Source organism: Streptomyces ossamyceticus, assembly GCF_001418475.1.
Classification (GTDB): Bacteria; Actinomycetota; Actinomycetes; order Streptomycetales; family Streptomycetaceae; genus Streptomyces; species Streptomyces ossamyceticus.
Genome location: NZ_LIQX01000109.1, coordinates 1 through 20972, shown reverse-complemented (window position 1 = coordinate 20972; position 20972 = coordinate 1). Strand labels below are relative to the sequence as shown.

17 protein-coding genes are annotated in these 20972 nt (G+C 71.1%); 9 read left to right on the top strand and 8 right to left on the bottom strand.

Annotated features, from left to right (window positions below; all coding sequences use genetic code 11):
• Positions 1-5: 5 nt before the first annotated feature.
• Complete coding sequence (locus tag AOK15_RS10105) at positions 6-884, bottom strand: amidohydrolase family protein (protein ID WP_055515006.1); 879 nt, start codon at positions 882-884, stop codon at positions 6-8.
• Between the two features lie 20 nt (positions 885-904).
• Complete coding sequence (locus AOK15_RS10100) at positions 905-1822, bottom strand: SDR family NAD(P)-dependent oxidoreductase (protein ID WP_055515005.1); 918 nt, start codon at positions 1820-1822, stop codon at positions 905-907.
• Positions 1823-2045: 223 nt separating this feature from the next.
• Here AOK15_RS10100 and AOK15_RS10095 point away from each other — a divergent pair, with 223 nt between their 5' ends.
• Entirely contained in the window at positions 2046-2471 is a 426-nt protein-coding gene (locus AOK15_RS10095; protein ID WP_055515003.1) for a MarR family winged helix-turn-helix transcriptional regulator, read from the top strand.
• Positions 2472-2481: 10 nt separating this feature from the next.
• A complete protein-coding gene (locus tag AOK15_RS10090) occupies positions 2482-3390 on the top strand; it encodes an IclR family transcriptional regulator (RefSeq protein ID WP_055515001.1) in 909 nt (302 codons plus the stop codon).
• A 76-nt stretch (positions 3391-3466) separates the two neighbouring features.
• Here the strand turns inward: AOK15_RS10090 and AOK15_RS10085 are convergent, their stop codons facing one another.
• Genes AOK15_RS10085 through AOK15_RS10065 form a run of 5 tightly spaced genes read right to left on the bottom strand, consistent with a single transcriptional unit; the run spans position 3467 to position 9829 of the window.
• Positions 3467-4567, bottom strand: coding sequence for a serine hydrolase domain-containing protein (locus AOK15_RS10085; protein ID WP_079058397.1), 1101 nt, complete (start codon positions 4565-4567; stop codon positions 3467-3469).
• A 57-nt stretch (positions 4568-4624) separates the two neighbouring features.
• The gene (locus AOK15_RS10080; protein ID WP_055514997.1) at positions 4625-5239 is read right to left on the bottom strand and encodes a hypothetical protein; all 615 of its coding nucleotides are present in this window, start codon (positions 5237-5239) and stop codon (positions 4625-4627) included.
• Between the two features lie 21 nt (positions 5240-5260).
• Positions 5261-8389: a CHAT domain-containing protein gene (locus AOK15_RS10075; RefSeq protein WP_157870201.1), complete on the bottom strand. Its 3129-nt coding sequence runs from the start codon at positions 8387-8389 to the stop codon at positions 5261-5263.
• A complete protein-coding gene (locus AOK15_RS10070) occupies positions 8376-8999 on the bottom strand; it encodes a hypothetical protein (RefSeq protein WP_055514994.1) in 624 nt (207 codons plus the stop codon). The genes AOK15_RS10075 and AOK15_RS10070 overlap by 14 nt, the downstream gene beginning before the upstream one ends.
• A gap of 29 nt (positions 9000-9028) precedes the next feature.
• Complete coding sequence (locus AOK15_RS10065) at positions 9029-9829, bottom strand: RNA polymerase sigma factor (protein WP_079058396.1); 801 nt, start codon at positions 9827-9829, stop codon at positions 9029-9031.
• Between the two features lie 324 nt (positions 9830-10153).
• Here AOK15_RS10065 and AOK15_RS10060 point away from each other — a divergent pair, with 324 nt between their 5' ends.
• On the top strand, positions 10154-11545 hold the full coding sequence (locus AOK15_RS10060; RefSeq protein WP_055514990.1) for a glycoside hydrolase family 16 protein: 1392 nt from the start codon (positions 10154-10156) through the stop codon (positions 11543-11545).
• 106 nt (positions 11546-11651) lie between these two features.
• Here AOK15_RS10060 and AOK15_RS10055 read toward each other — a convergent pair whose 3' ends face one another.
• Positions 11652-12557 carry a helix-turn-helix domain-containing protein gene (locus AOK15_RS10055; RefSeq protein WP_055515016.1) on the bottom strand — a complete coding sequence of 302 codons (906 nt, stop codon included), beginning with the start codon at positions 12555-12557 and terminating at the stop codon, positions 11652-11654.
• Between the two features lie 138 nt (positions 12558-12695).
• On the opposite strand from AOK15_RS10055, the gene tkt reads away from it, so the two are divergent.
• From tkt to gnd, 6 genes are all read left to right on the top strand, one after another.
• A complete protein-coding gene (tkt, locus tag AOK15_RS10050) occupies positions 12696-14747 on the top strand; it encodes a transketolase (RefSeq protein WP_055514989.1) in 2052 nt (683 codons plus the stop codon).
• A gap of 19 nt (positions 14748-14766) precedes the next feature.
• Positions 14767-15924: a transaldolase gene (gene tal / locus AOK15_RS10045; protein WP_055514987.1), complete on the top strand. Its 1158-nt coding sequence runs from the start codon at positions 14767-14769 to the stop codon at positions 15922-15924.
• Positions 15921-17474 (top strand): glucose-6-phosphate dehydrogenase, encoded by a 1554-nt coding sequence (gene zwf, locus AOK15_RS10040; RefSeq protein WP_055514985.1) that lies wholly within the window; start codon positions 15921-15923, stop codon positions 17472-17474. Before tal ends, zwf begins: the two co-directional genes overlap by 4 nt.
• Positions 17471-18409 carry a glucose-6-phosphate dehydrogenase assembly protein OpcA gene (gene opcA / locus AOK15_RS10035; RefSeq protein ID WP_055514984.1) on the top strand — a complete coding sequence of 313 codons (939 nt, stop codon included), beginning with the start codon at positions 17471-17473 and terminating at the stop codon, positions 18407-18409. The genes zwf and opcA overlap by 4 nt, the downstream gene beginning before the upstream one ends.
• Positions 18402-20120, top strand: a complete 1719-nt coding sequence (gene pgi / locus AOK15_RS10030) for a glucose-6-phosphate isomerase (RefSeq protein WP_055514982.1) — start codon at positions 18402-18404, stop codon at positions 20118-20120. Before opcA ends, pgi begins: the two co-directional genes overlap by 8 nt.
• Position 20121: 1 nt before the next feature.
• Positions 20122-20972 (top strand): phosphogluconate dehydrogenase (NAD(+)-dependent, decarboxylating) (gene gnd, locus AOK15_RS10025; protein WP_055514980.1); only part of this gene is annotated, 851 nt, incomplete at its 3' end.

Below are 20972 nucleotides of genomic sequence, written 5' to 3'. Positions count from 1 at the left end.
TGTGGTCATGGCTTCGTCAGCCCGAGCAGCCGGGCGGCGTTCTCCTTGAGGATCTTCGGCTTGACCTCGTCCTTGATCGTCAGCTTCTCGAAGTCGGCGAGCCAGCGGTCGGGGGTGAGGACGGGGTAGTCGGAGCCGAAGAGGACCTTGTCCTTGAGCAGGGTGTTCGCGTACTGCACCAGCTGCGGCGGGAAGTACTTCGGGGACCAGCCGGACAGGTCGATGTGGACGCCGGGCTTGTGTGTGGCCACCGCCAGCGCCTCGTCCTGCCAGGGGAAGGACGGATGGGCCAGGATGATCTTCAGATGGGGGAAGTCGGCGGCGACGTCGTCCACGTGCAGCGGGTTGGAGTACTTCAGCCGGATGCCGCCACCGCCGGGGACGCCCGCGCCGATGCCCGTCTGCCCGGTGTGGAAGAGGGCGATGGTGCCGGTCTCCTCGATGACCTCGTACAGGGCGTACGCCACCGAGCGGTCGTTGGGGAAGAAGCCCTGGACGCTGGGGTGGAACTTGAAGCCCTTCACCCCGTACTCCTCGACCAGCCGACGGGCCTGCTTCACACCGGCCTTGCCGCGGAAGGGGTCGATGGAGGCGAAGGGGATCAGCACGTCCGCGTTGGCGGCGGCCGCCTCGGCGACCTCCTCGTTGGGGACGGGCTCGGTGCCGGTCGCGGACTCGGCGTCCACCGTGAAGATCACGGCGGCCATCCTCCGCTCACGGTAGTAGGCGGCCGTCTCCTCCAGGGTGGGCTTGCGCTTGCCCTCGACCTTGAAGTAGGCGGAGGAGGCATCGTGGAGGTCGTCGTCCAGCGACGACGTGCCCTTCTTCGACGACACCTCGGCGTGGGTGTGGACGTCGATCGCGACCAGCTCGTCCACGTTCATGGCGGGACCTGCGGTGCTCATCACGCCTCCGGGATCTTCGGGGCGGGGATGCCCACGGTCTGCGGCTCGGCGCCCAGCGAGGTCGGCCAGACGTCGGCGAGCGCCTCGGGCGTCCAGCCGCCGTTCGCGTACGCCGTCTTGATCTCCTGCGGGTGCGACCAGAGTGCCACCTTGTCGCCGCCGATGCCGATGGCCTGGCCGGTGACACCGCGGGCGGCCTCGGAGGCGAGGAACGGGACCAGGGCGGCGCAGTCCTCGGGGGTGCCGAAGCCCTCGCCCTTGCGCAGGAAGTCGGGGAACGGCTTGCCCTCGCGCAGGGCCTCCACGTACGGGGCGAAGATCGGGATGGTCTCGGTCATCGCGGTGGCGGCGACCGGGATGATCGCGTTGACCGTGATGTTCGCGCGGCCCAGCTCCATCGCCCAGGTACGGGCGAAGGCGGCGATGCCGGCCTTGGCGGCGGCGTAGTTCGTCTGGCCGAAGTTGCCGCGCTGTCCGGCCGGGGAGCCGACGAGGATCAGGGAGCCGCCCTCGCCCTGCTCGCGCATGCGGATCGCGGCGGCGCGGGCGCAGGTGAAGGTGCCCTTGAGGTGGGTGGTGATCACCGCGTCGAAGTCGTCGTCGGACATCTTCCACAGCACCTTGTCGCGGAGGATGCCCGCGTTGGTGACGAGGATGTCGAGCCGCCCGAACGCCTCCACGGCGCGGCCCACCAGCCGGTCGGCGGCCTCGGTGGTACCGACCGGGACGACCTCGGCGACGGCCGTGCCGCCCGCCTCGGTGATGGACTTCACGGCCGCTTCGGCCACGGCCTCGTCGATGTCGTTGACGACCACGGAGGCACCGGCGGCGGCGAGGGCCTGGGCGTAGGCGAGTCCGAGGCCGCGGCCGCTGCCGGTGACGACGGCGACCTTGCCGGTGAGATCGATGCTGGGCACGAGTGGGGTCCCTTCGGAGTGACAGCGCGGATGGCTGCGCGGCTTCGAAATCGAAGTTAAGAGCAATAGTTGTTGACGTCAATAGTTGTTGAGCCGAGGTCTTTGGGGCATCCTGGGGAGCAGCACCACAAGCGCCGCCCCGCAGGGGGCCTCGACCAGGGAGCCCGCCATCGCCGGCCAGCAGACTCAGAACTCCGCCTCGATCGACGCGCGTGAGCCGTGGATGCGCGGGCTGCACGCGGACACGGGGTATCTGCTGTACCGCCTGGGGCAGCGCTCGGGGCAGCTGTTCAACGCCTCGTTGCAGGAGTCGGGGCTGCGCCTGCGCCACTACGCGCTGCTGCGCTTCCTGACCACCACAACGGGCGCGCTCCAGCGGGAGCTGAGCGCGTCCCTCGGGTACGACCCGAGCGCGATCGTCGGCCTGGTGGACGACCTGGAGAAGCTCGGCTTCGCCGAGCGGCGCCCCTCCCCCGACGACCGCCGCAGCCGGATCGTCGTCCTGACCGAGGACGGCCGGGCCTTCCTCCGGGACACCGACGAGGCGGGCCGACGCGTCACCGACGAGCTGCTGGAGCCGCTGGACGCCGCCGAGCGCGACGCGCTCCACGTCATGCTCCAGAAGGTCGCCGAGGCCGGGCTGGGGTGACCCGGTGCCGATGACCGCCGACGCGCTGCCGGAGCCGGGGGCCGCGCGCTCCGCCCCGGACCGGCTGCTCGCCGTGCTGGCCGCCTTCGACCACGCCCATCCGGCGCTGACGCTGACGGACATCAGCCGCCGGGCCGGGCTGACCCTCACCACGGCGCACCGGCTGGTGGGCGCGCTCACCGAGTGGGGCGCCCTGGAACGGGACACGGACGGGATCTACCACGTGGGGCTGCGACTGTGGGAGGTCGCGGCGCTCGCCCCGCGCGGACTCGCGCTGCGGCAGATCGCGCTGCCGTACCTGGAGGACCTGTACGAGGCGACGCACGAGAACGTGCAGCTGGCGGTGCGCGACGGCGACGAGGTCGTCTACATCGAGTGGTTCTCCGGGCGGTCGGCCGTCGGCGTCCACATCCGGGTCGGCGCCCGCTGGCCGCTGCACGCCACGGGCGTGGGGCTGGCGCTGCTGGCGCACAGCGACCCCGCGTCCCAGGAGACCTATTGCCAGGGGGAGTTGGCCGCGTTCACGCCGTACACCATCACCGACGGCGCCCGGTTGCGCCGGGTGCTGGCGGAGGTCCGGCGCACGGGTGTGGCGGTGAGCAGCCGTCAGGTCACGGAGGACGCGCTGTCGGTGGCGGCGCCGGTCCGCGGACCGGGCGGGGCGGTGGTCGCCGCCGTGTCGGTGGTCGTGCCCCAGGCGGGGGCGCAGGTCCCGGTACTGACCCCGGCGGTGCGGGTCGCGGCCCGGGGCATCTCCCGGGCCCTCGGCTGGCAGCCGGACGAGGCGTCGACGCCGAGGGCGGGCCGCGGCAGCGTCGGCAGCAGCGGAAGCGGCGGAAGCGGCCGGGGATCCCTGATCCCGGGCCGCTCCGCCCTGCCCGCGCCGCGGCCGACGCCGCTGCCCGCCCCGCCTTCCTGAGCGGCGCCCGCGTCGGCACCGGGACGCCGTGGCAGTACCGGGACGCCGGGCAGCACCGGGACGCCGTGGCGGAGTCTCAGGCGGTGAGGCTCTCGTACACCGCAGCGAGGATCAGGAACGCGCGGTCGTCGCCGAGGCCGCCGTTGTCGATCATCTGGTTCATCGTGTAGGCGACGGACATCCGGGCGTCGAGGTCGACGAGGACGAGGGAGCCGCCCCAGCCGCCCCAGAAGCAGGTGCGGGGGTTGGGGAGCTGGCCGCCGTTCAGGCCGTAGCCGAGGCCCCAGCGCATCGGTACGCCGAGGACCCGGTCGGTGCCGTCGAACTGCTCCTCCAGGGCCCGCTCGCACCCCTTCTCCGAGAGCAGCCGCACCCCTCGGGCCTCACCGCCGCAGGCCAGCAGTGACTGGATCGCGGCGATCGAGCGGGCGTTGCCGTGGCCGTTCGCCGCGGGGATCTCGGCGCGCCGCCAGGCGAGGGTGTTCGCGGTGGCCGGTGGGATCACCGGGTTGGGCTTCGGGCCCCCGCGGGGCGGGGAGGAGGGCGGCGGGAGGGTCGGCGCGACCCGGTGGTCGTGCTCGGGGTCGAGGCCGATGTGGAAGTCGGCGCCCAGCGGTCCGGCGACGTCCTCGGCGAAGAACGTGCCGAGGCTGCGGCCGGTGACCCGGCGCACGACCTCCCCGACGAGATACCCCTGGGTGACCGCGTGGTACCCGGCGTCGGTGCCGGGCTCCCAGGCGGGCGCCTGCGCGGCGAGCCGGGCGGTGACCGTCGGCCAGTCGTAGAGGTCCTCCAGCGTGGTCGGCGCGTCGAAGACGGGCAGCCCGGCGGTGTGGGAGAGCAGATGACGCACCAGGACGCCCTCCTTGCCCGCGGCGGCGAACTCGGGCCAGTACGCGGCCACCGGCGCGTCCAGGTCGAGGGCACCGCGGTCGGCGAGGATCAGCGCGCACAGCGCGGTCATCGTCTTGGTGCTGGACCAGACGTTGGAGATGGTGTCCCGCTGCCAGGGGAGCGTGCGCTCCGCGTCGAGGTGGCCGCCCCACAGGTCGACCTCCGGCTCACCGTCCACGAACACCGCCACCGAGGCCCCGACGTCCTTGTCGGCCAGGGAGGCGGCCAACGCCGAGCGCACCGGCGTGAATCGATCCGTACACGTGCCGTGAGTGTCCACCATGGGGGCGAAGCTAGCGGCTCGTCCGGGAGCCGAGCCACCCAATTAGCGCCCACCTCCTCAGAGCAGGCGTTTCAACGCCGCCGACAGGCCGACCCCCTTCGCATGCACCAGCAGCCTTTTCCCCGGCTCCCTATCGCCCCACGTCTTGGTTCCGCGCCCGTGCCTGCCGTACTCCCTGTGGCACTTCTCGAAGTCGAACGTCCTCAGGTCCCGATCACCGATGTCCCGCACGTGGTGGGAGGTGTCGACGACGACCTGGGTCCTGCCGTCGGCGGTGTACACGGATTCCTCCTCCCACACCGCGACGCACTTGAGCCCACCGTCGGGCAGGAGCAGGTAGGTGGTCCTCTCGTGGGTCGTCTCCTGGTGGTGTCCGCCCCGGCTGCCGACGTTCTTCTCGATGTTCTGATGGCGTACCTCCAGCACCCAGTGCTGACCGATGACCGGGACGTGCCGGCTGAACGGCTGCCGCTCCGATCGTGTCTCCGTGCGCTTGAACAGTCCGAACGGGCCGTGTTCACGGACGACTTGTCGCTCGACCGTGCGGTGGTCGGTGACGGTGTATCCGATCGCGGCCGCGAGCGGTCTACGGGTCTGCCTGGCCACCTTCCTCGCGTAGGCGTGCAGACGCTTCCAGTCCGCAGTACTCGCTTCGTACGCCTTCAGGTTCATCGCGGTCACCTCCGGGTCGATTCAGAACTGGGCGCCGCCGAGGGCGACCAGGCCGCCCCACAGGCGTGGTGTGTACCGCCGGTTCGGGTCTCCTCGGAGCCAGCCGAGCTTTGCCTGCCGCAGCGACCGCACGGGGTCGGTGCCCCGTCCGAGTTCCTGCCAGAAGGCCTGCATGATCTGCGACGTCGCTTCGTCGTCGATCTCGTGGAGGCTGCCGATGACGGTGGTGGCGCCTCGGGCGAACAGGGCCAGCGGGAATCCGGCCAGTTCCACCCCGCCGCGCAGCCGGATGCTGGAGTGGCAGGAAGCCAGTACACACAACTGCGGGAAGGACAGCGCCATCGCTTCGGCGGCGGTGAGCCGATTGCCGTCCGGGAGGATCTTGGTCTGCCCCCATCCTTCGACGGCGTCGTCCGTGCCGTGCACGGCGAGTGCCAGCATCCGGTAGCCCTCCGACCCGTCCTGTGATCCGAGCGTGTCCATGAACAGGGCCCGGCCGGTGATCTCGAACAGGGGCGAGAGGTGATCCTCCAGCGAGCGGAATTCCCGTTCGGCGTGGGCGAGCCGCAGCAGGTCGTAGACAGCGATGGCCGGCCTGACCGCGGGCAGGGTCGCCCTGGCCAGTAAATGCGTCATCGTGGTGAGCGAGGCGTGGACGCTGAGCACCGCGGCATCGAGCAACTGCCGCTCAGAGTCGAGCGGGAGAGTGTCGAAGGCGATGTCGAAGAGGCCGGTCGGCAGGATCATCAGCCGCACCGGATCCGCCGGGTCGGACGAGCGGAGCAGGCGCAGCAGCGGCTCGGGCAGCAGGACCGAGGTGAGTCGGGGCAAGGTCTGCCAGTACCGGTTGCGCTCGGGCGTGAGTTCCGTGGGATCGACGGGCAGGGCGATCGCGTCGAGGTGTTCGTGCACCTGTCCCTCCTCGTCCCGCCAGGTGAGCCGACGGTAGAGCGTGCGGGGCTCGTCGTCGGCGCCCAGGACGCTCACGTGCGAGGACAGCAGTTGCAGGATCGCGCTCACCCCGTGACGCGGGCACAGGTCGAGGACCGACCGCGCGGTGGTGTGCGGCAGTGCCCGCCCGGTGGTGAGGCTGCCGAGAACGCCCAGGATGAGGTCGGCCTGCTCGGCGCTGCGAGCCCGCGTGGCAGCGATGGCCTCGGCCGAACGCGACAGCGTGCGCGTCTCGTCCTGGTACGACGGTCTCGTCTCGGTCTCCGGTACGGCCGGGAACGCGGCGTTCGCCGCGATGACCTGCTCGGCGGCGCGCCGGACGACATCGGTGACGGCCGGGTCCTGGGAGAGGTCGCTGATCAGCAGACCGACGCGGTCCCGCCGTACGGCTTCCATCACCATGTCCGCCGCCACCGGATCGCCGAGACTCACCGCGAGGTCGGCGGCCGTCCGGAAGACCGGGCCGTGCTCCCGGCCCAGATCGCGGCGTTCCTCGAGATCCGAGACGGTGATGAACAACTCGGCCACGCACCGCACCGCGTTCAGCAGGCGGCGCAGCGTCGTCGCGGGAACGTCGTCCGGTGGGATCCGCCCCGTCACGGCGCAGACGCGGGCGGCGATCGCCCACACCCGTGCGGCCTTCGTCATGTCGACAAGCACCCCGCCGACCTCCAGTGCCGCGCCCGCCTCCAGCGCCGCCGCCTCGGCCTCGGCGTACCAGCGGGTGATGTCGTCGGCCGGGCCGCTGTCGCTCCCCTCGGCGGCCCTCGCCAGGCGCTCGCACCACAGTGCGCGGCCGTACAGCAGCACGCCTCGGTAGCGCGGCGTCGCCCTGGCCAGTAGTTCGGTCAGCCGGTCCGCCACCCGCCGGTCCCCGGGGGCGCACCATTCGGCGGCGGCGACGGCGGCGTTGACCATCAGTCCCGATGCCACACCCGACGCGCCGGCCGCGAGTGCCTGGCCCACCGACGCCTGCGGGTCGGGGGCCGTCGGGTGATGGGCGAGCAGGCGGGCGCGTGTGAGCCGCACGGCGGCCAGCCCGTTGTGGCCGTCGTTCCGGTATGCGGCCTCGGCCACGTCGAGCCATCCGCGGGCTTCCTCCCAGCCTTCGGCGGTCGCCTTCGTCCGGCCCGCCTTCCACAGTTGGACGGCACAGTCGTAGGCCGTGTTACCCAGCGCGATGCGACGTCCCCGCAGGCCCCGCCGCTGAAGCTCAGGGACCACGGCCGCGACGGCGGCCGGTGTCAGGGAGGTCGCGGGCAGCCCGTGGCCGTCGAGAACGGTGTCGATCCGCTCCAGCAGCAGCCGATAGGCCCGGCTGTGGTCGTGCAGGTGTTCGGCGTTGTACGCGGCCTGGGCGAGCCAGGCGCGGCGGACGCGGTTGATACCGCTCTGCTCGGCCCAGGACCGCAGCCGCTCCTCGACCCGGCGAAAGGTGTCGCGGTCGCCGGTGTGGCGGGCGAGCGTGCCCTGTTTGGACAGGGCCTCGGCCAGGAGCGCCGGCCGTACCGGTACGAGTCCTTCCGCCAAGGAGACCATCCGGTCCACCGCCGAGTGCCACAGGTCGAGGTCGCCGATGGAGGAGGCCACCTGGCCGATGTCCTTGAGGGCCCGGCAGCCCAGCACGGCCCGCAGCACGGCCGGGGACTCCGTGGACGCACCGGGGGCCGCCAGAAGCGGCCCCGCTCCCTGTCCCGCCAGGTCTTCCGCGAGGCTCGTCGCCTCCTGGTACGCCGCGAGCGCCTCATGCCACGCGTGGCGCTGCCGCAGGCCGCGCCCCTGGTGCAGGAGGACCCACGCCGTCAGCAGGTCGTCCCCGAGCGGCCGGGCCGACTCCAGTGCCCGCGCGCACTGCCCGGTCCGTGCCGTGATCTCGGCCAGGGGATCGGCGGCACCGACCTGGAACTGCGGCCGCCAAGTGGTGAACACGAGGGCCACGACACGCTGGTACTCCTCGACGCGGCTTTCCGGGTGCTCGGTCAGCGCCCACAACTGTGCGGCGGCTTCCCGAATCTCACCGGCGGACGGACGCCCGCCGGGCAGGGCCGTCGTGGAACCGTCTCGTGAGAACTCCCTGAGGGCGGTGTCGCCTGCCAGGCAGACCGTCGCCAGACCGGCCGAGCGCTGTGCCCGGCCGGGCCGGGTCAGCACCTCGGCCACGTACGACGCCCACGCGGTGGAACAGTCAGCAGTAACCATCGACGCGCACCGCCTTCAGGCTCACGACCGTCTCGCCCAGGGCGTCGGACGCCTCGGGCGCGAGCCTGAGCGTCGCCGACAGGTCCACCGGCCACGAGTCGTCGCGGTCCACGCTCTCGGTGTCAGCTGCCACGACGAAAGTCTCGCCCGCCGTTCGCCCGCCCAGCTGGGTCATGACCGCGACGCGTACCCCTCGCGCCGGCGACGACGGCAAGGACAGTACGGCCACCAGACTGAAGGCGTCCTCGGCGAACTCCAGGCAGAGGTCGGGCCACGGCTCCAGTCCGCTGCGCTGCCGGCCCATGACGGCCTGGAAGAACTCCGGGTCGGTGACGGCGCGGACGATGCGCTGCCCCGGACCGACACCGCGAACGGCCGTACGGGTCAGGTCGACCGACCATGACGCCAGGACGGCACTGACGTCCACGCCGAACACCGTGGCGACCGATGCGCGCTCGGCGTCGGCACGGGCGAGCACCGTCGCGAGGCGTCCTTCGATGTCGAGGGTGGCGCGCAGGGCCTCGACGGCGCTTTCGTCGGCGGCACGCAGCAGCGCGGCCACCTGGCTGTCGTCCCCAAGATCGTGGGATGTGCAGTCGTTGTCGGACATGGGTTTCCTCCTCACTGCGTGCAGGGTGTTCAGATCAGGCCCTCGTCCGACAGCAGCGTGCGCAGCCGCTGTCGGGCGTGGCGCAGATTGGAGCGCACCGTGGCCTCCGGTGTCTCCAGGTGTCGCGCGATCTCCTCGGTGGACAGACCCGCGTAGTGCAGATGCATGACGGTCCGCTGTGCGCGGGGCAGTCGGTCCAGCACCCGCAGCACGCGGCGCTCCTGGTCTCCCAGGTCGAGTGAGTCCGTCACCGACGGCTCGGACCCTTCGCGCGCCCGCTCCTCTTCCAGCGGAGCCTCCCTCAGCTTCCGCTTGGCCTTGCGGAAGTACTCGCGCCGCGCGCAGGTGTGGGTGTAGGCGGCGGGGTCGGCGATGTCGGCCCATCGCATCAAGGTCTCGAGCATCGCGTCGGACGCGATGTCCTCCGCCTCCGCGCTGTTCGCCCCCAGCCGCATCACCGCGTACACCACCCTCGGGTACTCCTCGCGAAAGAAGTCCTCGAACGGCTTTCGCTCTTCCGGTTCTTCCGGCAGTCGCATGCCACCCCCTCCGTCGGCCCGGGCCGCCCCGATGTCCAGTGAGGGGGCCATGGGCGCGGGCGGGTTCCCGGCAGCGCCCGTCGCCTCCTCGCGCGCCACGCGCCGTCGGCCGAGGGCGAAGCGCAGCCCGGCGAGCCCGGCCGCGACGCCTCCGGCCGCAGTGGCCATCCAGAGCGATCCGGTCGCGGCGTAGAGGCCGACGGTCCCGATGACGGCATTGAAGATGCCCTCGGTCCCCGCCACCACCTCGCCGCGGCGTGGTTCCCCGGCGAAACCAGCCCCTGAAGTCATCGACGCATTCCCCTCACCCAGCGGCCCACATCTACACCCCTATGAGTTCCGTCCGGGTGCATCCGTGCAAAGAGGCCCGCGCGGCCGTCACCGTCCTCACCGGTATCCCGTCCGCCGCGTCCCGTGGGGGGCGAAGGGGTCCTTCACAGGGTGAACTCGCCCGCCCCGCAAGCACTTTCTCCGCTTTAACTCTTGACGACCGCTGCGGCGGAGCGCACATTGGCCGCACGCTCCTCTTTGAGAGCGCTCTCAAAGAACGGGACCGAGCAGAGCGTTCTCCGCCCGCGCACCTCACTCCGTACTCCCCACTCCAAAGAGGCCGCCATGAGTGAACCCTCCGGCATACCTGTCGGGCGTCGTCGCCGCCCGCTCCGGCGCGTGCTCCTCGCCGTCGTCAGCGCGGTGGCGCTGGCCACGGCGGGGGCGACCGCCGCGCAGGGGGCCGCCCCCACCCCGCCCTCCGGCTGGACCCAGGTCTTCCTCGACGACTTCAACGGCACGGCCGGCTCCGGTGTGAACACCTCCGACTGGCAGTACGCGACCGGGACTTCCTACCCCGGCGGACCCGCCAACTGGGGCACCGGCGAGGTCGAGACGATGACGAACAGCACCTCCAACGTCTCGCTCGACGGCAACGGCAATCTGCGGATCACCCCGCTGCGCGACTCGGCGGGCAGATGGACCTCGGGCCGCATCGAGACCAACCGCACCGACTTCCAGCCCCCGGCCGGCGGCAAACTGAGGGTCGAGTCCCGGCTCCAGATGCCGAACGTGACGGGCACGGCCGCCGAGGGCTACTGGCCCGCGTTCTGGATGCTGGGCGCGCCGTATCGGGGCAACTACCAGAACTGGCCGAGCGTCGGCGAGCTGGACATCATGGAGAACGTCCAGGGCCGCAACCAGGTGTGGGCCACCATGCACTGCGGCACCAACCCCGGCGGCCCGTGCAACGAGACGACCGGCATCGGCAGCTCCACCGCCTGCCAGGGCACCACCTGCCAGTCGGGCTTCCACACCTACACCATGGAGTGGGACCGCTCGGTGACCCCGGAGACCATCCGGTTCTCCGTCGACGGAACACAGTTCCACTCGGCCAACGCCAACCAGGTGGACGTCACGACCTGGACCAACGCCACCAACCACGGCTTCTTCATCATCCTGAACGTGGCCATGGGCGGCGCCTTCCCCGACGCGTTCGGCGGCGGGCTGGACGGCGACACCCGCTCCGGGGTGCCGATGGTCGTCGACTACGTGCAGGTGCTGTCGGCCGCCGGGGGCACCACCACTCCCCCGCCGTCGGGGACCCGTGACGCGTACAGCGCCATCCAGGCCGAGTCGTTCAACGGACAGAGCGGGGTCAGCACCGAGGGTACGTCGGACTCCGGCGGCGGCCAGAACATCGGCTCCCTCGCGAACGGCGACTGGGCGCTGTTCCGACACGTCGACTTCGGCTCCACGGGCGCCACGCAGTTCGTCGCCCGGGTGGCCAGCGGGGCGAACGCCGGCGTGAGCGGACTGGTCGAGGTCCGCCTCGACAGTCGCTCCAACGCCCCCGTCGGCAGTTTCGCCCTCGCCAACACCGGGGGCTGGCAGTCCTGGCGGACGGTGCCCGCGAACATCAGCCGGGTCACCGGCACGCATGACGTGTATCTGACCTTCACGAGCGGTCAGCCACAGGACTTCGTGAACGTGAACTGGTTCAACTTCGGCCGCTGACAGGCGCTAAAAGGGTCACCGACCCCCACGGGAGGGGCTCCGTCCACGGACGGGGCCCTTTTCCCATGGGCGGCGCCCCTCGCGCCTCGACCGGACGGCGCGGCGGTCAGCGCATCTCCGCCCGGAACGCCATCGGCGTCGTCCCGGTGTGCAGTTGGAAGAACTTGGAGAAGTTCGCCGAGTCGGGGAAGCCCACCGCCGCGCCGACGCGGCCCGTCGGCAGGTCGGTGTGGGCCAGCAGCCGTTTCGCCTCCAGGACGACCCGCCTGTCGATGAAGCCCTTCGGGGTCTGGCCGGTGGCGGCGCGGACCGCCCTCACGAGGGTGCGGCGGGAGTAGCCGAGGGCGTCGGCGTACGTGCTGACGCTGTGGTTGGTGGTGAACTCCCGCTCCACGGCGTCCCGGAAGCGGGTGAACGTCGTGTCGTGGTGGCTCGGGGACGCCTCCGACGAGCTGTCCGCGAGATGGGCGAGACGCAGCAGGAACGCCGTCAGGGAGTGCCGCAGCACGGCCGTGTGGAGGCCGAGCGGCAGGGTGGTGGTGTCGACGTACTCGCGCTCCAGATGCGCCAGGGAGGCGCGCAGGCCGGCGAGTCGGGCCCGGTCGGGGCGGAGCAGCGGGGGCAGGTCGTAGCGGTAGAGGCCGGTCGCCTCGACCGTCTCCCGGGGCAGGAAGCCCGGTTGCATGGTGAGGACGGTCCCGCGGTACCCGGTGGTGCGTGAGAAGCGATGCACCTGTCCGGGGCGGATCCACAGCAGATCGCCCGTGTCCGCCTCGTACTCGGTGAAGTCGACCATGTGGGTTACGGGGCCGTGGTCGAACAGCATCACGACGTGGAAGTCGATGCGGTGCACCCGTTCCAGGGGGACGTCCGCGTGCCAGGTGCGGCGGTCGTCCATCGGGCCGACCTGCATACCGACACCGGAGAGGCTGAGGTCCGCCGGGAACGGGAAGGTTCTGATGCGGCCGCTCTCCCCGACGTCGCCGCCGTCCCCGATGCCCGTGTCCTTCATGCCCCAGCCCGCCCAGGTCCGCCGGTGTCCCAGTTTCACCGAAGGGTGGCACACGGCAACCTTCCTTCTCAAAAGTCAGACTTTTAGTTTTGAAGGCACCAGGACCAATCCGCCGCACCTATCGAGGACTTCTTGAAGATGAACTGGACAGAACTCGACCGACGTGCCGTCGACACCGCGCGCCTGCTGGCGGCCGACGCCGTCCAGAAGGTCGGCAACGGGCACCCCGGCACGGCGATGAGCCTGGCTCCCGCCGCGTACACGCTCTTTCAGAAGGTGATGCGACATGACCCCGCCGATCCCGAGTGGACCGGCCGCGACCGCTTCGTCCTCTCCCCCGGCCACACCTCGCTGACCCTGTACACCCAGCTGTTCCTCGCCGGGTACGAGCTGGAGCTGGACGACCTGAAGGCGTTCCGGACCCACGGTTCGAAGACGCCGGGTCACCCCGAGTACGGGCACACGGCCGGCGTCGAGACCACGACCGGTCCGCTGGGGCAGGGCGTCGCCAACGCTGTCGGCATGGCGATGGCCGCCCGCTACGAACGCGGCCTGTTCGACCCGGACGCGCCCGAGGACACGTCGCCGTTCGACCACACCGTCTGGGCCATCGTCTCCGACGGCGATCTGGAGGAGGGCATCTCCGCCGAGGCGTCGTCCCTGGCGGGCCATCAGAAGCTCGGCAACCTGGTCTTCCTCTACGACGACAACCACATCTCCATCGAGGGCGACACCGCCACCGCGTTCTCCGAGGACGTGCTGGGGCGGTACGAGGCGTACGGCTGGCACGTCCAGCGGATCGAGCCGGCCTTCAACGGGAACATCGACGTGCACGCCCTGTACGACGCGCTGGTGGCCGCGCGGGAGGAGACCTCGCGTCCCTCCTTCATCGCGATGCGCACGATCATCGCCTGGCCGGCGCCGAACGCGCAGAACACCGAGGCCGCGCACGGCTCCGCGCTCGGCGAGGAGGAGGTCGCGGCCACCAAGCGGGTCCTCGGCTTCGACGCGAACAGGACCTTCCAGGTCGCCGACGACGTCCTCGCCCACACCCGCGGGGCCCTCGACCGGGGCGCCGAGGCGCACGCCGCCTGGGACAAGCGGATCGCCGAGTGGCGCGCCGCCCAGCCCGAGCGCGCACGGCTGTTCGACCGAGTGGTGGCCGGCCGGCTGCCCGAGGGCTGGGAGGCCCACCTCCCGGTGTTCGAGGAGGGCACGTCCGTCGCCACCCGTGCCGCCTCCGGCAAGGTGCTCCAGGCGCTCGGCGCCGTCATCCCCGAACTGTGGGGCGGCTCCGCCGACCTCGCCGGTTCGAACAACACGACCATCGACAAGACGTCGTCGTTCCTCCCGGCGGACAACCCGCTGCCCGAGGCGAACCCGTACGGCCGGACGATCCACTTCGGTATCCGTGAGCACGCCATGGCCGCCGAGATGAACGGCATCGCGCTGCACGGCAACACCCGTGTCTACGGCGGCACCTTCCTGGTGTTCTCCGACTACATGCGCAACGCCGTCCGGCTCTCCGCGCTGATGCAACTCCCCGTGACGTACGTGTGGACGCACGACTCCATCGGTCTCGGCGAGGACGGCCCCACCCACCAGCCGGTCGAACACCTGGCCTCGCTGCGCGCCATCCCCGGCCTGAACATCGTCCGTCCCGCCGACGCCAACGAGACGGCGATCGCCTGGGCGGAGATCCTGCGGCGGCACGCCACGCACCCCGCGCCTCACGGGCTGGCGCTCACCCGCCAGGGCGTCCCCACGTACGCGCCGAACGCCGACGCCGCGAAGGGCGGCTATGTGCTCCGGGAGTCCTCCACTCCGACGCCGGACGTGATCCTCCTCGCCACCGGCTCCGAGGTGCGGCTCGCCGTCGCCGCGCGGGAGCGACTGGAGGCCGAGGGGGTCGGGACCCGGGTGGTGTCGATGCCGTCGGTGGAGTGGTTCGAGGAGCAGCCGCGCGCCTACCGCGAGAGCGTGCTGCCGCCGTCCGTGAAGGCCCGCGTGGCGGTCGAGGCCGGCATCGGTCTCACCTGGTACCGGTACGTCGGTGACAGCGGTCGCCTCGTCTCCCTGGAGCACTTCGGTGCCTCCGCCGACGCCGAGACCCTGTTCGCCGAGTACGGCTTCACCCCCGAGAACGTCGTCACCGCCGCGAGGGAATCCCTGGCCGCCGTCCGCGGTTGACGCGAGCGCCTGAAGGAAGATGATCACTGTGACCACCGAAACGACCGCGGCGGCCGCCGCCGCGGACCCCCTGCGACGTCTCTCCGAGGAGGGCGTCTCCGTCTGGCTCGACGATCTCTCCCGCGAGCGCGTCACCTCCGGGAACCTCGCCGAGCTCGTCACGTCCGGGAACGTCGTCGGCGTGACCACCAACCCGTCCATCTTCCAGGCCGCGATCGGCTCCGGGAAGGGCTACGAGGAGCAGCTCGACGACCTGGCGGTGCGCGGGGTGACGGTCGAGGAGGCCGTCCGGATGATGACGACCGCCGATGTCCGCGCCGCCGCGGACGTCCTGCGCCCGGTGTACGAGGCGACGGGCGGGCGGGACGGCCGGGTCTCCATCGAGGTCGACCCCCGGCTGGCCCACGACACCCGCGCGACGGTCGCCGAGGCCAGGCAACTCGTCTGGCTGGTCGACCGCCCCAACGTCATGATCAAGATCCCGGCGACCAGGGCGGGCTTGCCGGCGATCACCGAGGTCGTCGGCCTCGGCATCAGCGTCAATGTCACGCTGATCTTCTCGCTGGAGCGGTACGGCGAGGTGATGGAGGCGTATCTGGCGGGCCTGGAGAAGGCGCTGCGCAAGGGCCTCGACCTGTCGGCCGTGCACTCCGTCGCCTCCTTCTTCGTCTCCCGTGTCGACACCGAGATCGACAAGCGGCTGACCCTGCTCGGCACGGACGAGGCGCTCGCGCTCAGGGGCCGCGCCGCGCTCGCCAACGCGCGGCTCGCCTACCAGGCGTACGAGGAGGTCTTCGGCGGCGACCGCTGGACGGCGCTCGCCGGGGCCCGCGCCAACAGGCAGCGCCCGCTGTGGGCGTCGACCGGGGTGAAGGACCCGGCGTACAAGCCGACCCTGTACGTCGACGAACTGGTGGCGCCGGGCACGGTCAACACGATGCCGGAGGCGACCCTGCGCGCCACCGCCGCGCACGGGGTCGTCCACGGCGACACCGTGACCGGCGGCTACGCCCAGGCGCGCGCCGATCTCGCGGCCGTCGAGGCGCTCGGCATCTCGTACGACGAGGTGGTGCGGCAGTTGGAGGAGGAGGGCGTCGCCAAGTTCACGGCGGCGTGGCAGGACCTGCTGGACGCGGTGGCGAAGTCCATGAACGGCAAGGGAGTTGATGGGGAATGACCTTGGAGACGACCTCTCGGGCGGCGGCCGACTGGGCCAATCCGCTGCGGGACGAGCGCGATCGCCGGCTCCCCCGGATCGCGGGGCCGTCCGGCCTCGTCATCTTCGGGGTGACCGGTGACCTGTCCCGCAAGAAGCTGATGCCGGCCGTGTACGACCTGGCCAACCGGGGACTGCTCCCGCCGGGCTTCTCGCTGGTGGGCTTCGCCCGCCGGGACTGGGAGGACCAGGACTTCGCGCAGGTGGTGCACGACGCGGTGCGCGAGCACGCGCGGACCGAGTTCCGCGAGGAGGTCTGGCAGCAGCTCGCCGAGGGCATGCGGTTCGTGCCGGGCGACTTCGACGACGACGAGGCGTTCAAGCAACTCCGCACGGCTGTCGAGGAGTTGAACGCCTCGCGGGGCACCAGCGGCAACTTCGCCTTCTACCTGTCCGTACCGCCGAAGTTCTTCCCGAAGGTCGTCCAGCAGCTCAAGAGGCACGGGCTGGCCGACGCGCCCGAGGGTTCATGGCGGCGCGCGGTCATCGAGAAGCCGTTCGGCCACGACCTGGCCAGCGCCATCGACCTCAACGAGATCGTGCACGAGGTCTTCGACCCGGACCAGGTCTTCCGCATCGACCACTACCTCGGCAAGGAGACCGTCCAGAACCTCCTCGCCCTGCGGTTCGCCAACCAGATGTACGAACCCATCTGGAACCGGTCGTACGTCGACCACGTCCAGATCACCATGGCCGAGGACATCGGCATCGGCGGCCGCGCCGGCTACTACGACGGCATCGGCGCCGCCCGTGACGTCATCCAGAACCACCTCCTCCAGCTGATGGCGCTCACCGCCATGGAGGAGCCGATCGCCTTCGACGCCGAGGCGCTGCTCACCGAGAAGCTGAAGGTCCTCAAGTCGGTGCGGGTCCCCGCCGATCTGGGCGCCCACACCGTGCGCGGCCAGTACACGCACGCCTGGCAGGGCGGCGAGAAGGTGGTCGGCTATCTGGAGGAGGACGGCATCGACCCGAACTCCCGGACCGACACGTACGCGGCCGTCAAGCTGGAGATCGACAATCGCCGCTGGGCCGGTGTCCCGTTCTATCTGCGCACCGGCAAGCGGCTCGGCCGCCGGGTCACGGAGATCGCGGTCGTCTTCCAGACCGCCCCGCACTCCCCGTTCGACTCCACGGCCACCGAGGAGCTGGGGAAGAACGCGATCGTCATCCGGGTGCAGCCGGACGAGGGAATGACCGTGCGCTTCGGTTCGAAGGTGCCGGGTACCTCGATGGAGATCCGGGACGTCACCATGGACTTCGCGTACGGCGAGTCGTTCACGGAGTCCAGCCCGGAGGCGTACGAACGGCTGATCCTTGACGTGCTGCTCGGCGACGCCAACCTCTTCCCCCGCCACCAGGAGGTGGAGGAGTCCTGGAAGATCCTCGACCCGATCGAGGAGTACTGGGCCAAGCACGGCAGGCCCGCGCAGTACCCCTCGGGCAGTTGGGGCCCCGAGGAAGCCGACGAGATGCTCGCACGAGACGGACGGAGCTGGCGCAGGCCATGAAATTCGACCTGACGGACACCACGGCAAGCAAGATCAACAAGGCCCTGGTGCAGGGACGCCGGGCCATCGGCACGCCCGCCGTGGGCATGGTCCTCACGATGGTGATCGTGACGGACGAGGAGAACGCGTACGACTCGATCAAGGCGGCCGAGGAGGCCTCGCACGAGCACCCCTCGCGCACCCTGGTCGTCATCAAGCGGCACGCCCGCACCCCTCGCGACCGCACCCGGTCGCACCTGGACGCCGAGGTGCGCGTGGGCGCCGACGCGGGCACCGGCGAGACGGTCGTGCTGCGGACGTACGGCGAGGTCTCCGACCACGCCGACTCCGTCGTCCTGCCGCTGCTGCTGCCGGACGCGCCGGTCGTGGTGTGGTGGCCGGTGGACTCACCGGAGAACCCGGCGAAGGACCCGCTGGGGGCGCTGGCGCAGCGCCGGATCACCGACATGTACGCCGTCGAGACCCCGCTCGCCGCGCTGGAGCAGCGGGTCGCCTCGTACACGCCCGGCGACACGGACCTGGCCTGGACCCGGCTGACGCCGTGGCGTTCCATGCTCGCCGCCGCCCTCGACCAGGCCCACACGAAGATCACCTCGGCGGCCGTGGACAGCGAGGCCGACAACCCGAGCGCCGAACTGCTGGCCCGCTGGCTGGAGGCCCGTCTCGGCGTCACCGTCGAGCGCGTCGTCACCGCGGGGCCGGTCGTGACGGGTGTGCGGCTCGGCACGGAGAACGGCGAGATCGTCATCGACCGCCCCGAGGGCCCGCTCGCCACACTCACCCTGCCGGGCCAGCCGTCCCGCACCCTCGCCCTGAAGGTGCGCGCCACCTCCGAGCTGATCGCCGAGGAACTGCGCCGTCTCGACGCGGACGAGATGTACGCGATCGCCCTGCGCGGCGGCGAGCACACCGGGGAGGCCGCCGGCGATGAGTGACGCCCCCCGCCTCAACCGTCGCCCGGAGTGGGCCGAGTTGGGGGACCACCGCGCGGGCTCGATGCTCCATCCCTCGCTGCGCGAGCTGTTCGCCGCCGACCCCGGTCGCGCCGAGCGGTACGTCGTCCACGCCGGTGATCTGCGGGTGGACTACTCCAAGCACCTGATCACCGACGAGACGCTCGCCCTGCTCCTCGAACTCGCCGCGGCGACCGATGTGTTCGGGCAGCGGGACGCGATGTTCCGCGGCGAGCGCGTCAACATCACCGAGGGCCGGGCGGTCCTGCACACGGCGCTGCGCGCCCCGCGCGGTGCCGTGGTGGAGGTGGACGGCGAGAACGTCGTCCCGGCCGTGCACGCGGTCCTCGACCGGATGGCCGCCTTCGCCGACCGGGTCCGCTCCGGCGACTGGACCGGCCACACCGGCCGCCGCATCCGCAATGTCGTCAACATCGGCATCGGCGGCTCCGACCTCGGTCCCGCGATGGCGTACGAGGCGCTGCGCGCGTACACCGACCGGTCGCTGACCGTGCGGTTCGTGTCCAACGTCGACGGCGCCGATCTGCACGAGGCGGTGCGCGATCTCGACCCGGCCGAGACGCTGTTCGTCGTCGCGTCGAAGACGTTCACGACGATCGAGACGCTCACCAACGCGACGTCGGCGCGGTCCTGGCTGCTGGCCGCGTTCGGGGGCGACGAGAAGGCGGTGGCCCGGCACTTCGTGGCGCTGTCGACGAACGCGGGGAAGGTCACCGAGTTCGGGATCGACCCGGACAACATGTTCGAGTTCTGGGACTGGGTCGGTGGCCGCTACTCCTTCGACTCGGCGATCGGCCTGTCCCTGATGATCGCCATCGGCCCGGACCGCTTCCGGGAGCTGCTGGACGGCTTCCGCACGATCGACGACCACTTCAGGACGGCACCGCCGCAGGCCAACGCCCCACTGCTGATGGGCCTGTTGGGCGTCTGGTACGGCGACTTCTTCGACGCGCAGTCGCACGCGGTGCTGCCGTACTCGCACTACCTGTCCAGGTTCACCGCCTATCTGCAACAGCTGGACATGGAGTCCAACGGCAAGCAGGTGGGCCGTGACGGGCTGCCCGTCGAGTGGCAGACCGGTCCGGTGGTGTGGGGCACGCCCGGCACCAACGGCCAGCACGCGTACTACCAGTTGCTGCACCAGGGCACCAAGCTGATCCCGGCCGACCTGATCGGGTTCGCCCGCCCGGTTGCCGGGATGGAGCCCGAACTCGCCGCACAGCACGACCTGTTGATGGCCAACCTCTTCGCGCAGGGCCAGGCGCTGGCCTTCGGGAAGACCGCCGAGGAGGTACAGGCCGAAGGGGTGCCCGAGGAGCAGGTGCCGCACCGCACGTTCCGCGGCAACCGACCCACGACGACCGTCCTGGCACCCGAGCTGACCCCCTCGGTCCTCGGCCAGCTGATCGCCCTCTACGAGCACAAGGTGTTCGTCCAGGGCGCGCTCTGGAACATCGACTCCTTCGACCAGTGGGGCGTCGAGCTGGGCAAGGTCCTCGCCCAGCGGGTGGAACCCGCGCTGACCGACGGCGCGGACGTGCCCGGCCTCGACCCGTCCACGGCGGCCCTGGTCGCCGCGTACCGCGCCCTGCGCGCTCCCCATGGCACCCACGGCACCCATGACACCCACGATTCCCATGACTCCCGTGACGCTCAGGAAGAAGTGAACTGACATGCAGCTCGGTCTCATCGGTCTCGGCAAGATGGGCGGGAACATGCGCGAGCGGATCCGCCGCGCCGGCCACACCGTCATCGGCTACGACCGCAACCCCGACGTCTCCGACGTGGGCAGCCTGGCCGAACTCGTCGAGCGGCTCGACGCGCCGCGCACGATCTGGGTGATGGTCCCCGCCGGCGGCGCCACCCAGTCCGTGGTGGACGAGCTGGCGGACCTGCTGTCGGCCGGCGACACCGTCGTCGACGGCGGCAACTCCCGCTGGACGGACGACGAGAAGCACGCCGAGGAGCTGGGCGCCAAGGGCATCGGCTTCGTCGACGCGGGCGTCTCGGGCGGCGTGTGGGGCCTGGAGAACGGCTACGCGCTGATGGTCGGCGGGGACAAGGAGCACGTGGACCGGCTCCAGCCGGTCTTCGAGGCGCTCAAGCCGGAGGGTCCCTACGGGTACGTCCACGCCGGGAAGGTCGGCGCCGGGCACTTCTCCAAGATGGTCCACAACGGCATCGAGTACGCCATGATGCAGGCGTACGCGGAGGGCTGGGAGCTGCTGGAGGCCGTGGACTCGGTGACCGACGTCCGTGAGGTGTTCCGGTCCTGGCAGGAGGGGACGGTCATCCGTTCCTGGCTGCTGGACCTCGCCGTCAACGCGCTGGACGCCGACGAGCACCTGGAGAAGCTGCGCGGCTACGCCGCCGACTCCGGGGAGGGCCGGTGGACGGTCGAGGCCGCCATCGACAACGCGGTACCGCTGCCGGCGATCACCGCGTCCCTGTTCGCCCGCTTCGCGTCCCGCCAGGGCGACTCCCCGCAGATGAAGATGGTGGCGGCGCTGCGGAACCAGTTCGG

Bases quoted from the DNA above. Each gene is read 5' to 3' on its own strand.
- zwf (WP_055514985.1), top strand. From the start codon at position 15,921: ATGACCTTGGAGACGACCTCTCGGGCGGCGGCCGACTGGGCCAATCCG.
- AOK15_RS10060 (WP_055514990.1), top strand. From the start codon at position 10,154: ATGAGTGAACCCTCCGGCATACCTGTCGGGCGTCGTCGCCGCCCGCTC.
- AOK15_RS10070 (WP_055514994.1), bottom strand. From the start codon at position 8,999: ATGTCCGACAACGACTGCACATCCCACGATCTTGGGGACGACAGCCAG.
- tkt (WP_055514989.1), top strand. From the start codon at position 12,696: ATGAACTGGACAGAACTCGACCGACGTGCCGTCGACACCGCGCGCCTG.
- AOK15_RS10075 (WP_157870201.1), bottom strand. From the start codon at position 8,389: ATGGTTACTGCTGACTGTTCCACCGCGTGGGCGTCGTACGTGGCCGAG.
- AOK15_RS10095 (WP_055515003.1), top strand. From the start codon at position 2,046: ATGCGCGGGCTGCACGCGGACACGGGGTATCTGCTGTACCGCCTGGGG.
- AOK15_RS10105 (WP_055515006.1), bottom strand. From the start codon at position 884: ATGAACGTGGACGAGCTGGTCGCGATCGACGTCCACACCCACGCCGAG.
- AOK15_RS10090 (WP_055515001.1), top strand. From the start codon at position 2,482: ATGACCGCCGACGCGCTGCCGGAGCCGGGGGCCGCGCGCTCCGCCCCG.
- AOK15_RS10055 (WP_055515016.1), bottom strand. From the start codon at position 12,557: ATGAAGGACACGGGCATCGGGGACGGCGGCGACGTCGGGGAGAGCGGC.
- AOK15_RS10065 (WP_079058396.1), bottom strand. From the start codon at position 9,829: ATGACTTCAGGGGCTGGTTTCGCCGGGGAACCACGCCGCGGCGAGGTG.
- AOK15_RS10080 (WP_055514997.1), bottom strand. From the start codon at position 5,239: ATGAACCTGAAGGCGTACGAAGCGAGTACTGCGGACTGGAAGCGTCTG.
- opcA (WP_055514984.1), top strand. From the start codon at position 17,471: ATGAAATTCGACCTGACGGACACCACGGCAAGCAAGATCAACAAGGCC.
- AOK15_RS10085 (WP_079058397.1), bottom strand. From the start codon at position 4,567: ATGGTGGACACTCACGGCACGTGTACGGATCGATTCACGCCGGTGCGC.
- pgi (WP_055514982.1), top strand. From the start codon at position 18,402: ATGAGTGACGCCCCCCGCCTCAACCGTCGCCCGGAGTGGGCCGAGTTG.
- tal (WP_055514987.1), top strand. From the start codon at position 14,767: ATGATCACTGTGACCACCGAAACGACCGCGGCGGCCGCCGCCGCGGAC.